Origin of the sequence: Geobacillus sp. FJAT-46040 (assembly GCF_002335725.1) — a bacterium.
Taxonomy (GTDB): Bacteria; Bacillota; Bacilli; order Bacillales; family Anoxybacillaceae; genus Geobacillus; species Geobacillus thermoleovorans.
This window is the reverse complement of record NZ_NISS01000001.1, coordinates 2,419,912-2,431,897: the sequence shown is the minus strand read 5'-3', so window position 1 is coordinate 2,431,897 and position 11,986 is coordinate 2,419,912. Positions and strand designations below refer to the sequence as shown.

Below are 11,986 nucleotides of genomic sequence, written 5' to 3'. Positions count from 1 at the left end.
ATGGGCTATCCGTTATGGATCCGTTTAGAGTACCGAAACGGAGTTGGATCGGTGACTGGATTGACGGCCAGCGTATGCTCGGAGGCGGATTTTCTTGACATTCTCGAGCGATGCGGTGTGACAAGGAGCAACCTGCTGACGGTGCGGATCAATGACAAGGACTATTCTGTTTCACGCCTTGACACGTTGTTTGCGAAGCTGCAAGCCGAAGGGAGGGGATCGGCGTGATGCTGCTCAAGTACGTGCTCATTCAGCATTTGCGCCGGCAAGGCATCTTTTCCGCCAGCGATGGCCGGGCGCTCTCAAAACTGACCACAGAAGAGATTCAGCGTGAATACGAACGAGCGAGAGGTGATCAGTCATATGGATTGGTCCAAGGCGACCGTACAGCAACTGGTGACCATCATTCGCTTTGAAGAGTGCCCGGAAATATATAAGCATCGGGCGCGGCAAGAAATCCGACAACGGTTAGGGGGAGAAGAAGTGAAAAAACAACGCCAATCGCTGCACGGACCAATGAAAATCAGCTATTTAACGCCAGAGGAACTTGAAGCGTATCGCAACCGTCCGCGCAAACGATACTACGATGACGACAACCGCCGAATCATTGACTGGCGCTGGCCGAGATCAAGGGGGACACGCCGATGAAACTGAAAAGATTGTTCGAGCTGCAGAGGGAGTTAGATGAACGCATTGTGAAAGAGAAAGGACTTAGCGGGCAGGATTTGTTGCCAAACAAGGTTTTAGCTTTGCAAGTGGAACTTGGCGAGCTGGCGAACGAGTGGCAGATGTTCAAGTATTGGAAAGAGGATCCTCAACCAAGAACCACAGCGTTGCGCAATCCAGACATGATGCAAGAGTGCCCGGAGTTGTATAACCCACTACTTGAGGAGTATGTAGACTGCCTTCACTTTGTATTATCGATCGGCATTGAAACAGGCAACGACGATCTTACGTTTGTTATGCCAAATACAGACTCGGACATTATATACACATTTATTGAACTCAATGCAATAGCGGCAGAACTGTTAGATCGTCACTCAATGGGAATGCTTGTAGATACAGATATTTTGTACATTGACCTGCTTGAAAAGTTATTTGGATTAGGAAAACAGCTTGGTTTCACATTTGATCAAATTGAGGCTGAATATCTCCGTAAAAACGCAATCAACCATCACCGCCAGGAATGCGGATATTGAGAGGTGGTGACTACAGTGGATGCTCAGCATTGGCTGGACGAGCTCAACAAAAACCAAATCCTCCGCAACGTGCAAAAGTTGCTCGAAACACAGACTGAAAAAGGGATTCAGAAATATGGAACGACTGTCGTCCCGTCACATTACACATTCATTGAATGGCTGGAGCATTTACAGCAAGAAATGATCGATGCCGTCGTATATTGCGAGGTGTTGAAGTTTAAATATGCGCACTTAATAACGCTTGAAAAGCTAAATTCGGATGTGAATATTGAATGAAGCGTCGTAAGCGGAAGGCCAAATGGTATTTGTTATATCGCAGAGAAAACCATGATGCAGTTTATGTATATGAGCCGTTGCGAAAATGTGAGCTGCGAAGCAGGATTCGGCGCGGGTGGAAAGTGATCGAATGAAACAAAAAAGCCGGGATCCCTCCCGACAGTCCACCTCAATTATACCACATGGAGGGATCCAAGTGAGAAGAGCACAAGAATTGCAGATTGATATAGATAACATGACGGTTTCGCATCCAGTCGTGCCAGGGAAGGTGCTTGTGATTGTCATTGACGGCGTGCAAGGAAAAGCTAAAGTAGCGGAAGCAGTTGAGCATGGTTTTACGATCGTTGAAACGGCAAAGGGAAAAACGGCGCGGATTAAATTTGAAGAAAGCGAGTTGTTTTGAATTGAAACTGAGGTGATCTAAATGCCAATCATGTTTCCGCCGATATCGGATGACGATGCGTTAATGCTTGAGACATATCTCACCTTTGCAATTAGTCAAATGGGGCGACCAGATAGCCAGACATTGTGTCAATTTATCAACTTCTTGCAGCAAAAGTGTAGAGAGATCGAAGCGAATCGTTGGCGTGCGGATCCGGCAAACTGGGGAGCTTGCTGCCCGTGGCCGGATGATGATTTTCCGTTCTAGGTGGTGAGCACATGCAGCAACTTTCGATTTTTGATTTTCTCGAAGAGGTTGTCGAGACTGATTCGAAATATATCTTTGACTTAATTAAGAAAAGGGATCACCAATGTAAATGTGGAGGAATTTTGATTCCTCGTTGGAACAAAGAACAAGAACATTATGATTCTGTTTGCGCACATTGCTTTTCAACTAAAGAACGTTTTTATCCGGTAAACATGTGCCAAAGATGCGGCTGCACAACGAACGTTTATCAAGTATGGTTGTACGACTATAACGCAGAAAATGTATGTAAATATTGCATAAGACAGGACATGTTGCTTTCAAAGTTTTTTAAGCCGTCAATAAAGGAATTTAAGGAGGGAGAGAACGGATGAATCATCTGCAGCAGGTGTTTAATTACAGCGGCAGCCAGGTGCGGACGATTGTAAAAGACGGGGAAGTATGGTTTGTTGCTAAAGATGTTTGTGAAATTTTAGACATTGCTGATGCAAGGAAAGCAGTCCAAAGACTCGATGAAGATGAGCGGAGTTTAATTCCGGTCACTGATTCGTTAGGAAGAAAGCAAGAAACGTTCATTGTGAACGAACCCGGACTATATGCATTAATTCTAGGGAGCCGGAAATCAGAGGCTAAACAGTTTAAGCGATGGATCACACATGAAGTCATCCCTGCGATCAGGAAAACGGGCGGCTACGTGGCGAATGATGATCTGTTCGTGGAGACATATTTGAAACATGCGGACGAACAGACGAAACTGTTATTCCGTGCCACGTTGGAAACGGTCCGAAAACAAAACGAACAGATCGCGGCGATGCAACCGAAAGCTGACTACTTTGATGCACTTGTTGATCGGCGTTTGCTCACGAACTTTAGAGATACGGCCAAGGAACTGAAAATCAAACCAAAGGCATTTATCGATTGGCTGCTGGAGAAAAAGTATATATATCGAGACCAAAAAGGAAAGTTGAAGCCGTATGCTCAATACGTGCCGTCTCTCTTTGAATTGAAGGAATGGGAACGAAATGGACGAGCTGATGTTCAAACGCTTGTGACGCCGAAGGGACGAGAAACGTTCCGAATCTTGCTACAAAAGGCAGCTGTTTTGATATAATGGAATCAAAACCAAATATGTCCAAGACCGAGAGCGTGAGGACACTGATGATGCAGGGAGATCCCTGTATGATTGGTGTCCTCTTTTCTTTTGCAATGAAAGGGGAGGGAAAGCGGATGCGCACTATGAAGGATCAAATGCAAAAATGGATCAAGGCTAACAATATGGCCTATCGATCAGAGCGGAACCGAAAAGAGCGGAAGAGGAACAAGGAACGGCTAACGGAGCGGGAGATTAAGGAGCTGATGGGCGTCTGTCGTCCGGTGTATCGGCGCGGCAAAGGCGGCGCATTCCGCCAGCGATAGGAGGGAGAACGTTGAGAGAGTTCATGTTGCCAGAGATTGATCGCGCGGCTACTAAAAGGGCGGTAGAGGCGGCATTGGAGAAATACCGCGTCTACTTGCTGACGCTTCGTCTAGATGAAATGCCGAGAGTCACGCAGTGTTATTCGCTTGTTCCGGCACCGTCCAATCAGTTTCGCTCCTCAACAGAAAGCATCGCAATCCGCAACGTCGATTATGAGCGGGAGCGAGACGAGTACATCCGGCGGATTACAAGTGCGGTGAATCGTCTAAGCAAATGGGAGCGTGCCATTATTGTCCGACGATATATGTCATGGGAGGATGTCTACGACTATGAAGTGTATCCTGAGCTTGGCATGAGTGAACGGAAGTATTACCGGCTGAAATCGAGAGCATTTTACAAGCTCGCCTTTGCTTTAAAAATCGAAGTGTATCGCGAGGAAAAAAGCGAGGTGACTCTATCGTGAACTTTGTACAGCCGATTCGCGATCCGGAGAAGATTGCAGCCATGAAGAAATATTTGCTGCAACGAAGCAAACGCAACTACATCCTGTTTGTCCTCGGCATCAACACAGGACTGAGAATATCAGACCTATTGCAATTGAAGAAGGAAGATTTGCTGCAAACACACTTGAAACTGCGGGAGAAGAAGACGAGAAAGGAAAAGAGGATCCGAATTCCGCCGGCTATACGAAAGGAGCTGATCGAGTATGCCAAGACGCTCAAAGATGGTGAGTATGCCTTTCGAAGCCGACAAGGAGGAAACCGGCCTATTGATCGTTCCACGGCCTATCGCATTTTGCGTGAGGCGGCTGAATACGTGTCACTGGATGAAGTAGGGACGCACACGCTCCGAAAGACGTTTGGTTATCATTTTTATCAACAAACCAAAGACGTGGCTATGCTCCAAGAGCTATTCAACCATTCCAGTCCTCACATTACGCTAAAGTACATTGGCGTCAACCAAGATGCGATGGATAAGGCGATGCTAAAGTATAAAATTTAATTTTTTGACCTGTAGTACATCATAAAAAAGCGTGTGGTGCACTCATAAAAGAAAAGGTTTTGAGGCTAGAACTATCAAGGGGTTGAGCGATTCGGCGAGTGCATCAGTCTGTAAATTGAAGTGAACTCATTGGAGGGAAAGCAAGTGTTAGTCGAGGAAGCGAAAAAGCAAATCGAATACTTGCAGGATTACATTCGGAAAATCGAAAGCTACACACCGACTACAATGGAAGAGGAAGCGGTCTATTTATATGTGCAGCTGGAAAGTGTCACAAAGGTGGTGCAGGAGCTAAATAAAAAGGGATACCGGATCGGGAAGCGGAAACTGACGACGGTGGATGTATCTAACATCATCCGCAGCAAACCGAAAGACGAAATGCACGAGATGGCCAGGCGGTTGTTTAAGAAAAACAGGAAACGTGGGAGTCGGCATTGGTGAGATGAAGTTAACATAATAGTGGCAGAAAAAAGGCAGATTTTTGGCGGATTGTTTGGTCATGGAGATGCTATGATGTTAGTGTAAGGTACTGGCTGGTTGACAAGTCAAATCATCCTTCCATGATCGTCATCCCCGTTGGGGTGACGATTTCTTTTATTCACTGCACTTTTATTGTTAACCTGCATATTTACTTATCAACTGTACAATCGTATAATAATTTGTAAATAAAAGAGAAAGGTGGTTTAAATTGAATATTGATGAAATTTTAAAACGCTATGATTTAGTTCTTTCGGGGGATGATTTTAAGGTTCCGCTGGATAATGGGAGAGAGCATTTCATTTATGCAGTAACAAACTTTAGAGGGGGAATTGGCAAAACAACATTATCTTTCAATATATCTTACAAATTTTCTCAAAATTACCGTTCGTTATTTGTAGATGTTTGCCCCCAAAGAAATTTTACCGAATTACTTATGGGGAAGGAAATTAATGACGAGGGCCCAACTATTTATGATGCATTATTGGGAAGAATAATGGGGGGAGCTTGGGAGGAAGCGACGCAGAATAATGAACCTTTGGCTAAGAGAGTAAAAGATACAAATCCACATTTTTCGTCCATTAAAAATTCCCATGTTATACCGGGCAGTAACGAGCTTTTTCTGTTTCCTAGCACTTTGTATACTCAACTGTAGATGAGCAAATTCACTGACATAAATTGACAACTAAACAAAAAAGGAGACATGAACCCGATTCCTTGGTTAGAATAGATGTACCACCAACTATCCACAAGGAGGTTCATGTCTCATGAATAGATTAGCACATCACCAAGGAATCCACAAGTTTTTCTTCACGCTGGGGTTGACGCTGCAGCTTTCCAAACCGGTCATCAAGCATCTCATTCATATTGTCGATGCCTTGACCACCAAGGGATTCTCGGGAACATTGACTGATATTCATTACTGGAGCTTTCATCCGAATCATCGAACGACGCTCAGTCACTTTTTCACGAAAAGCCCTTGGAACGAGGAAAGGCTGCTTGGGAAGCTTCAAGAGTGGATCCTTTCCCAGGTCGAACGACTGGCCAAACGGAAGAATCAACCCCTTTTTGTTTCGATTGATGATACGATTTGCCAAAAAACAAAGCCTTCGTCACGGGCTGTGCACGCCATTCAAGGGTGCGACTGGCACTACTCGCATAAAGATCATCAATCGGTCTGGGGGCATTCGCTCGTTTGGCTGATGGTGCACACCTTCACGCAGGCGTTCCCATTTGCGTTCCGCCTGTATGACAAGAAAGCGGGAAAAAGCAAGATCGACCTGGCGATCGAGATGCTTTCCTCGCTCAAGGTGAAGCGGGCTCAGCCGGTGTATGTGCTCATGGATTCGTGGTATCCGTCCAAAAAGCTCATCGAAGCCTGTCTGAAACAGGGATTCCATGTCATCGCGATGCTCAAGACGAACCGGATTCTCTACCCGAAAGGCATCGCCATCCAAGCCAAGCAGTTTGCCCGCTATATCGAGTCCAAAGACACCCGCCTCGTCACGGTGGGGCAGGAGCGTTATCGCGTGTATCGCTATGAGGGGGCCATCCATGGCCTCGATGACGCGGTGGTGCTGCTGGCTTGGAAGGCGGATCAGCCGATGGCGCCGGAACATCTTCATTGCATCTTGAGCACCGACCGGGAACTCGGGGACGAAGACATCTTGCGTTACTATGCTCAGCGTTGGACGATCGAGTGCTTTTTCCGGCAAGCGAAAGATCAACTGAAGCTGGATGGATACCGCGTTCGCCACATTCGGGCGGTGAAACGGTATTGGGCGGTGGTGCTGTTGGCCTGCGTGTACAGCATCGCCGAATCCCGCCAAAACCTCTCCACCGGGCTGGAGCTTCTTCGGTCGCGGAAAGACCACAGCGTCGTCGAGTTCATTTATGACGCTGCAAAGCAAGATATTCCTATTGATGTGATCAAAAAACAGCTCCGTATCGCGTAAGGGGTACCCTGTTTGTCTCTCTAACCATGGAAATTATTGTAATGAAAAATGCTCATCTACAGTACTCAATTAAATCAGTATTATGCAATGGGTGGAACTGTTAAAACAAAGGCTGTTGCGAATTTACTTTGTTCACTAAAAAGTATTATTGAGAATGAAATAACGGATTTAAAAACAGAAAAAGTTTTGATCGACTCAAGTCCATTTTTTGGTGGGGCTACTCATTTAGCTTGGATGGCAGCTGATGCTCTTATTATTCCTGTGCGTGTAGATGAGCAATCATTATTTGCGTTGGAGCTAACATTAAGAATGTTAAAAGATGAAAAAAGTGATTTTAATCTGTGGAGGCAAAGAGCTGATATTCCATTCAAGCCTAAGGTACAAGCTATTGCGATTACTCATTGTGGATGGAATAGACAAGCTGAGCATCAAATAGATCAAACTTCAATAATGTTTATCGAAAGAGCTGTTGAAATAGCAACCCGATATGCTGATTGCTTCAGTACTGATAATCCGATAGATCATTTCGCCCTCTTATCTGATTTTCAAGGGGCTGGTAAAATCAGCGGTACTTTAGGTATTCCAATTGATAAATTAGAGTCCAGGAAGTTCCATACAGTAGATAAAAAACGGGTACAAGTTAATAAAAGCGTAGAGAGGTATAAAAAAGAATTGAATTACTTGTACAAATTGCTAGATTAAAAGAAGAGGCAATTGTCAAAGCTAAGGCTAACCAAGTTGTAATGTTTGAGGAAAGGGAAATTCTTTATAAGTTTAACATGGGTGATGTTAAACTCATCATTGTTAGTGAAGGAAAAGTTAGGACAGTACCAAGATTTTAATAATCGTTTAAGCATCCTTCGGGGTGCTTTTTTGTTTGGAGTGATTTTATGCCAAGCAGACCATTGAAACCTTGCTCCGTTCCAGGCTGCCCCAACCTAACACAAGGACGATACTGCGAGCAGCATAAGCACAAAGAACAACAAAGCAAAGCAGAACGACATCGATACTATGACGAACATCTCCGCGATCAAACGACCCGCGATTTTTATCAAAGCAAAGAATGGCAGCGTGTTCGACGTGCGGCATTAGTTCGCGACCACTATCTTTGCCAGCACTGTCTCGCCAAGAAGCGCATCACGCCGGCCGATGTCGTAGACCATATTGCGCCTGTAAGGATTGATTGGTCATTACGCCTGTCACTAGACAACCTGCAATCGCTTTGCAACCCGTGCCACAACAAGAAAACAGCCGAAGACAAGAAGAAGTATGGGGAGGGGCGGGTCAAAAATTTTTAGTCGGGCGGCTACGGACCGCGCGCCCCCCTCAGCGTGCACAAAGTTCCCTTTTTGGCGTAAAAGGGGGTTAACAGTTTTTAGGGAAATTCCAAGCGAAAGGTGGTGTTGAACATGGGCCGACGTGCGAAGCCGGTTGACTTGATTTTAATTCAGGGGACAAAGCATTTGACGAAAAAGGAAATCGACGCCCGAAAGGAGGCCGAGGCGAAGCTCCGGCCTAATGATGACAAGGTGAGACCTCCAGGCTGGCTCGACGATGTGGCCAAGAAGGAGTTCAAGCGGATCGTGAAGGAGCTGAAAGAGATTGGGTTGGTCACAAACGTCGATGTAAATGCTCTTGCCTTGTACTGCGATGCGTATTCTAACTATGTAAAGTGCTCGCAGATCATTGAGGAAGAAGGGCTTATGGTCGAATACACAAATAAAGCGGCGGAAACAAACAAAGTACCTCATCCATTGCTCACAAAGAAAAAGCAATTACATGAGCAAATGAAATCGCTGGCCGTCGAATTTGGATTGACGCCAAGCTCTCGGGCAAAACTTGCTTTGCCAAAGGAAGAACCAGAGCAGCCGACGCCGTTTGAACAGGAGTTTGGTAATGTATGAGCCTGAAGCAATGGCTCATTGACTACTCCTATGATGTCATCGACGGCCGGGTGATCGCCTGCCAGAAACATAAATGGGCATGCATGCGTTTTTTACGGGATATCGAAAGGGAAGGGACTGATGGCTTTCCCTATATTTTTGACGAAACGAAAGCGATGCGTTTTCTCAAATGGATGACGCTTTTCAAACACACCAAAGGCGTATTAAAAGGGCAGCATATTCGTCCACATGAAATCCAGGTGTTTGTATTTGGCAATATTTACGGCTGGGTGCATAAGGACACGGACTATCGGCGTTTTAAAAAGGCGTATTGGCAGGTAGGCAGAAAAAACGCAAAGTCGCAAAGTTTGGCTTGCGTAGCCTCATATGAGGCTATGGCATTCGGCGAAAACATGTCGGAAGTATATATCGGCGCGACGAAAACGGAACAGGCAAGGATTGTATGGAAGGAAACCGAAGCTATGTTGGCCGGTTGCCCGGAACTCAAAGGGAAGTACGAAGTGAAATACGGGGCGATCCATCACCTGAAAAGTCGGTCTATTATTCGGCCACTTTCCAAAGAGGACCGGAAGACCGGTGACGGTTTAAACCCGCAATGCGGGATTATCGATGAGTATCACGCCCATGACACGGATGAGATTTACAATATTCTTGACTCTGGTATGATTGCTAGGGCACAGCCGTTGCTAATGATTATCACAACGGCCGGCACGAACTTAAATAATCCTTGCTATCGAAGTGAATACCAATATGTTTCGAAGCTTCTTGATCCGAACAGCCCGGTAGAAAACGATCAATACTTTGCGATGGTCAACGAACTGGATAAAGACGAGGACGGAAATTTGATTGATGACATTAAGGATGAAAAAGCATGGCTGAAAGCGAACCCGATTGCGGCTTCCTATCCGGAAGGGGTAGAAAATATTCGCGCCAAGCTGAAAGAAGCGCTGGAAAAACCGGACAAAATGGACGATTTTTTAACCAAAAACATGAATGTTTGGATCAATAAGCGCGAGCAAGCCTATATTTCGGCCGAGCGCTGGGCGGCCTGCGGCACGGAAAACCTGCCGGATATCAGTGGATTGGATGCGTATGTAGGCGTTGACTTGTCGGCAACGACCGACTTAACGAGCGTTTCCATCGAAATCCCTTTGAATGACGGCAAATTTGTCGTCTTGTCCCACTCGTTCATACCGGAAGAAAAGCTCGATGAGCGGGTCAAGACTGATAAAATGCCGTTCGATCAATGGGTTCGTCAAGGTTGGATCACCGCCACACCAGGAGCGGTCGTCGATTATACGTTTGTGCGCGAATATATCAAGTCAATTGAGCCGACATACGGCGTTTTGGTGAAGGAAATTTGCTATGACAAGTACAATGCGCGGCATTTAATGCAGGAGCTTGAAGCAGATGGCTTCACGACGGTAGAAATTCCGCAGGGGATTCGCTATTTGACGGAGCCGACGAAAAATTTCCGGACAAAAGTGTTTGAAAAGAAGATCATTCACAACCAAAACCCCGTTTTAACATGGGCAGTCGGCAACGCGGTGACACGAAAAGACGCCCAGGAGAACATTATGCTGGATAAATCGAAGAGCACGGACCGGATCGACCCACTGGCGGCGCTTATTAATGCCCACGCCCGGGCGATGTTTGCAAATGTCGAGTCGGTTGACGTATCGGAATTTGCGACCGATGACTTTTTAGACAGACTGTGGGGTTGATAAAGTGAAAAAATTACGGAAAATCTTTCGTGATTACGCGGAAGATTTTTTTATTTTCATTGGTCTAGTGCTTATCAACATCGCGACGTTCCGATTAAGCGTGACGGCAGGGCTGTATATGCTGGGTTTTTCTTGTTTAGCCGTCGGCATTTTTGCAGCGCTGCATCCACCGAAGCGTTATCCGCCGTGAGGGAGGTGAGGAATGAATGTTTTTCCGGCGTGCTTTGGAGCGAAGAAGTACTGAATACACAGAATACAGCCTAAATGATCCGGCGCTTTTAGATTTTCTCGGCCTTTCTCCTGGCGAGGTCAACGTTTATGGGAAAAATGCCCTGAAAGAAGCGACGGTTTACGCTTGTATCAAAATTTTAGCCGAATCGCTGTCAAAGCTCCCATTGAAGATTTATCTCGAGGGCGAAACCGGCGTCAATAAGGCAGTGAAGCACTATTTATATAAGTTGCTAAAGCTCCGTCCCAATCCGTATATGTCAGCTTCTGACTTCGCCAAATGCAATGAGACGCAGCGGAACATACACGGTAATGCATACGTCAACATTGAGACGGACGAAAAGGGCAGAATTGTGGGGCTTTGGCCGATCGATGCGGGTAAAGTGCGCATTTGGATTGACGATATCGGCCTTTTCAGCAGCAAAAACCACATCTGGTATGAAGTCGATGTCGGAACCGAGCGGCGGAAGCTCATGCCAAACGAAATTTTGCACTTTAAAAGTGGTGTGACACTCGATGGCATTGTCGGGGTTCCTCCTCTTGATTATTTGCGGGCGACGGTGGAAAATGCGGCGGCGGCCGGCCGGTTTATCAATAATTTTTACAAGCAAGGGTTGCAAGTGAAAGGAATCGTCCAGTATGTTGGCGATCTAAACCCGGAAGCGCAGAAGAAATTCCGAGAAAAATTCGAGGAAATGTCTTCAGGACTGAAAAACAGTCACCGCATCGCGCTCATGCCGATCGGGTACGAATTTAAGCCGATCAGTTTGACGATGTCCGATGCGCAGTTTCTTGAAAATACGGAGCTAACAATCAGGCAAATTGCAACGGCTTTTGGTATAAAAATGCACCAACTCAACGATTTAAGCCGGGCAACTCATACGAATGTAGCCGAACAGCAACGGCAGTTTTACGTGGATACATTGCTGCCGATTTTAACAATGTATGAGCAAGAGATGACGTATAAATTGTTTCTTGACAGTGAAATTGACGCTGGATATTACGTGAAATTCAACGTTGACAGCATGCTTAGAAGCGACATTAAAACGCGTTATGAAGCGTATGGCATCGGAATTGAGAAAGGTTTTATTACGCCGAACGAGGCGAGGGCATTAGAAGAGAAGCCACCTTTACCTGGCGGTGACCAGCTTGTATTTAATG

At 45.9% G+C, this 11,986-nt stretch carries 20 protein-coding genes; all 20 read left to right on the top strand.

The features are described 5' to 3' along the window. Nucleotides 1–228: a hypothetical protein gene (locus tag CD000_RS12900; protein WP_049624389.1), complete on the top strand. Its 228-nt coding sequence runs from the start codon at nucleotides 1–3 to the stop codon at nucleotides 226–228. Beyond that, nucleotides 228–416: a Fur-regulated basic protein FbpA gene (locus CD000_RS12895; protein WP_096225805.1), complete on the top strand. Its 189-nt coding sequence runs from the start codon at nucleotides 228–230 to the stop codon at nucleotides 414–416. Before CD000_RS12900 ends, CD000_RS12895 begins: the two co-directional genes overlap by 1 nt. Continuing rightward, the gene (locus CD000_RS12890) at nucleotides 364–648 is read left to right on the top strand and encodes a hypothetical protein (RefSeq protein ID WP_096225804.1); all 285 of its coding nucleotides are present in this window, start codon (nucleotides 364–366) and stop codon (nucleotides 646–648) included. The genes CD000_RS12895 and CD000_RS12890 overlap by 53 nt, the downstream gene beginning before the upstream one ends. Beyond that, a complete protein-coding gene (locus CD000_RS12885) occupies nucleotides 645–1,199 on the top strand; it encodes a dUTP diphosphatase (protein ID WP_081207621.1) in 555 nt (184 codons plus the stop codon). Before CD000_RS12890 ends, CD000_RS12885 begins: the two co-directional genes overlap by 4 nt. Nucleotides 1,200–1,214: 15 nt before the next feature. Beyond that, the gene (locus tag CD000_RS12880; RefSeq protein WP_044742393.1) at nucleotides 1,215–1,475 is read left to right on the top strand and encodes a hypothetical protein; all 261 of its coding nucleotides are present in this window, start codon (nucleotides 1,215–1,217) and stop codon (nucleotides 1,473–1,475) included. 196 nt (nucleotides 1,476–1,671) lie between these two features. After that, nucleotides 1,672–1,878: an XtrA/YqaO family protein gene (locus tag CD000_RS12875; protein WP_025950444.1), complete on the top strand. Its 207-nt coding sequence runs from the start codon at nucleotides 1,672–1,674 to the stop codon at nucleotides 1,876–1,878. Between the two features lie 21 nt (nucleotides 1,879–1,899). Then, nucleotides 1,900–2,124: a hypothetical protein gene (locus CD000_RS19240; protein ID WP_096225803.1), complete on the top strand. Its 225-nt coding sequence runs from the start codon at nucleotides 1,900–1,902 to the stop codon at nucleotides 2,122–2,124. A 367-nt stretch (nucleotides 2,125–2,491) separates the two neighbouring features. Then, nucleotides 2,492–3,232 (top strand): BRO family protein, encoded by a 741-nt coding sequence (locus CD000_RS12860; protein WP_096225802.1) that lies wholly within the window; start codon nucleotides 2,492–2,494, stop codon nucleotides 3,230–3,232. A 116-nt stretch (nucleotides 3,233–3,348) separates the two neighbouring features. Beyond that, nucleotides 3,349–3,537 carry a hypothetical protein gene (locus CD000_RS12855; protein ID WP_011230024.1) on the top strand — a complete coding sequence of 63 codons (189 nt, stop codon included), beginning with the start codon at nucleotides 3,349–3,351 and terminating at the stop codon, nucleotides 3,535–3,537. Between the two features lie 23 nt (nucleotides 3,538–3,560). Then, complete coding sequence (locus CD000_RS12850; RefSeq protein WP_074044208.1) at nucleotides 3,561–4,001, top strand: ArpU family phage packaging/lysis transcriptional regulator; 441 nt, start codon at nucleotides 3,561–3,563, stop codon at nucleotides 3,999–4,001. Then, nucleotides 3,998–4,540 carry a site-specific integrase gene (locus CD000_RS12845; RefSeq protein WP_044736642.1) on the top strand — a complete coding sequence of 181 codons (543 nt, stop codon included), beginning with the start codon at nucleotides 3,998–4,000 and terminating at the stop codon, nucleotides 4,538–4,540. Before CD000_RS12850 ends, CD000_RS12845 begins: the two co-directional genes overlap by 4 nt. 144 nt (nucleotides 4,541–4,684) lie before the next feature. Continuing rightward, a complete protein-coding gene (locus CD000_RS12840) occupies nucleotides 4,685–4,978 on the top strand; it encodes a hypothetical protein (protein ID WP_096225801.1) in 294 nt (97 codons plus the stop codon). Between the two features lie 247 nt (nucleotides 4,979–5,225). Then, nucleotides 5,226–5,669, top strand: coding sequence for a ParA family protein (locus tag CD000_RS12835; RefSeq protein WP_096225800.1), 444 nt, complete (start codon nucleotides 5,226–5,228; stop codon nucleotides 5,667–5,669). A gap of 112 nt (nucleotides 5,670–5,781) precedes the next feature. Next, nucleotides 5,782–6,969, top strand: a complete 1,188-nt coding sequence (locus CD000_RS12830) for an IS701 family transposase (protein ID WP_012748853.1) — start codon at nucleotides 5,782–5,784, stop codon at nucleotides 6,967–6,969. 87 nt (nucleotides 6,970–7,056) lie between these two features. Continuing rightward, the gene (locus CD000_RS12825; RefSeq protein ID WP_198962510.1) at nucleotides 7,057–7,671 is read left to right on the top strand and encodes a P-loop NTPase family protein; all 615 of its coding nucleotides are present in this window, start codon (nucleotides 7,057–7,059) and stop codon (nucleotides 7,669–7,671) included. A gap of 188 nt (nucleotides 7,672–7,859) precedes the next feature. Beyond that, nucleotides 7,860–8,267, top strand: a complete 408-nt coding sequence (locus CD000_RS12820; protein ID WP_096225798.1) for an HNH endonuclease — start codon at nucleotides 7,860–7,862, stop codon at nucleotides 8,265–8,267. Nucleotides 8,268–8,378: 111 nt separating this feature from the next. Beyond that, complete coding sequence (locus CD000_RS12815) at nucleotides 8,379–8,873, top strand: phage terminase small subunit P27 family (RefSeq protein ID WP_096225796.1); 495 nt, start codon at nucleotides 8,379–8,381, stop codon at nucleotides 8,871–8,873. Next, entirely contained in the window at nucleotides 8,870–10,597 is a 1,728-nt protein-coding gene (locus CD000_RS12810) for a terminase large subunit (protein ID WP_096224891.1), read from the top strand. Before CD000_RS12815 ends, CD000_RS12810 begins: the two co-directional genes overlap by 4 nt. A 4-nt stretch (nucleotides 10,598–10,601) precedes the next feature. After that, nucleotides 10,602–10,787, top strand: a complete 186-nt coding sequence (locus CD000_RS18520) for a hypothetical protein (RefSeq protein ID WP_096224892.1) — start codon at nucleotides 10,602–10,604, stop codon at nucleotides 10,785–10,787. A gap of 16 nt (nucleotides 10,788–10,803) precedes the next feature. Beyond that, a partial coding sequence (locus CD000_RS12800) for a phage portal protein (RefSeq protein ID WP_096226295.1) occupies nucleotides 10,804–11,986 on the top strand: 1,183 nt, incomplete at its 3' end.